The following is a 1,874-nucleotide window of genomic DNA, read 5'->3' on the forward strand; positions in this document are numbered from 1 at the left end:
CCGGACTCGCCGACCAGGCAGACGATCTCGTTCTCGGCGATGTCCAGCGACAGGCGATCCACCGCGTAGCTGCGGTCGCCCGAGCTCGGAAGGACGATCGACAGGTCCTGAATCTGCAGCAGGGGTTGGGAGTTCACGGGGGCCGTCATTTGCGGGAGATCCGAGGGTTGAGGACGTCGTTGAGTCCTTCGCCGACCAGGTTGATGGCCAGCACGGTCAGCAGGATGGCGAGGCCGGGGAAGAAGCTCATCCACCAGGCCTGGCGCAGCATGGTGCGCGCCGCACCGATCATGAAGCCCCAGCTCATCAGGTTCGGGTCGCCCAGGCCCATGAAGCTCAGCGCGCTCTCGATCAGGATGGCGCTCGCGATCGACAGCGAGCCCGCCACGATGATCGGCGACAGCGCGTTCGGCAGGATGTAGCGCACGATCAGCGACAGCGGCGATTCGCCCTGGCAGCGCGCCGCCTGCACGAACTCGCGCTCCTTGAGCGCGAGGAACTCGCCACGCGTGAGGCGCGCCACCTGCGGCCAGCTCACCAGCGCGATGGCGACCACGATGGTGCGGATCGACGGCTCCAGGATCGCCACCAGCAGGATGCACAGCATGAAGGCCGGGATGGTCTGGAACAGTTCGGTGAAGCGCATCAGCCATTCGCCGACGCGTCCGCCCACGTAGCCCGAGAGCGCACCCACGACCACGCCGATCAGCAGCGCGACAAGGGTGGAGGTGATGCCGATCATGAGCGACACGCGCGTGCCGTGCGCGATGCCCGAGGCGATGTCGCGCCCGAGGCTGTCGCTGCCCAGCAGCATGCCGTCGGTGTTCGGCGGCGTGAAGGGTGCGGCCACCGTGTCCCACGGATCGCCGGGGAAGAAGATCGGCGCCGTCACGGCCAGCGCGATCACGGCCAGCAGGATCACCAGGCCGAGCATGCCGCTCGGGTGGCGCAGGAAGGATTTGAAGGTTTGTTTCATCGCGTGCTCGGCGTTCTCATGCGGCTTTGATTCGAGGGTCGATCACGCGATAGAGCAGGTCCGTCACCCAGTTGAAGAAGATCACCAGCACCGACAGCACGAGGAACACGCCCAGCATCACCTGGTAGTCGCGCTGCAGCACGGCGTCGTACGTCAGGCGGCCGAGGCCCGGCCAGGCGAACACGGTCTCGATCACGACCGAGCCGCCGATGAGCGTGCCGGCCTGCACGCCGGCCATGGTCACCACCGGCAGCAGCGCGTTGCGCAGCATGTGGCGCCACAGGATGCGGCTGTCGGACGCGCCCTTGGCACGCGCGGTCTTCACATAGTCCTGATGGCTCACTTCGATGATCGAGGAGCGCATCAGGCGTGCGTAGATCGCGAGGTACAGCATGCCGAGCGTGAACGCGGGCAGCGCGAGGTGGGTGAGCTTGTCGACGACGCCGGCCCAGGTGCTCATCGTGACGCCGATGGTCTCGTAGCCGAAGGCCGGCAGCCAGCCGAGCTGCACGGAGAAGAGCAGCACCAGCATCAGCCCGAGCCAGAAGACCGGGGTGGCGTAGATCACCAGCGCGAGCAGGCTGATCAGCGTGTCGGACGCCTTGCCGGCGCGCACCCCCGCGAGGCTGCCGAGCACGATGCCGCCGACCAGCGAGATCGCGAAGGCCGACAGCGTGAGCAGCAGCGTGGCGGGCAGGCGCTCGAGGATGGCGCTCAGCACGGTACGTTGCTGGCGGTGCGAGTAGCCCAGGTCGAGCCGCACCACCTTGCCCAGGTAGGTTGCGAGCTGCACGGGCATCGGCTGGTCGAGGCCGTACTCCGCGCGCACGCGCTTGAGGAACGCCTCGTCGGTGGCGCCGGACTGGCCTGCCATCACGAGTGCGGGGTCGCCGGGCGC

2 protein-coding genes are annotated in these 1,874 nt (G+C 67.8%); both read right to left on the minus strand.

Annotated features, from left to right (window positions below; genetic code table 11):
- Window positions 1-145: 145 nt before the first annotated feature.
- Entirely contained in the window at window positions 146-976 is an 831-nt protein-coding gene (locus AC07PZ_RS31570) for an ABC transporter permease (RefSeq protein WP_495299133.1), read from the minus strand.
- Window positions 977-992: 16 nt separating this feature from the next.
- On the minus strand, window positions 993-1,874 hold an 882-nt coding region (locus AC07PZ_RS31575), incomplete at its 5' end, for an ABC transporter permease (protein WP_495299134.1).

It is taken from the genome of Variovorax sp. GW821-FHT10B04, assembly GCF_059415645.1.

Bases quoted from the DNA above. Each gene is read 5' to 3' on its own strand.
- AC07PZ_RS31570 (WP_495299133.1), bottom strand. From the start codon at position 976: ATGAAACAAACCTTCAAATCCTTCCTGCGCCACCCGAGCGGCATGCTC.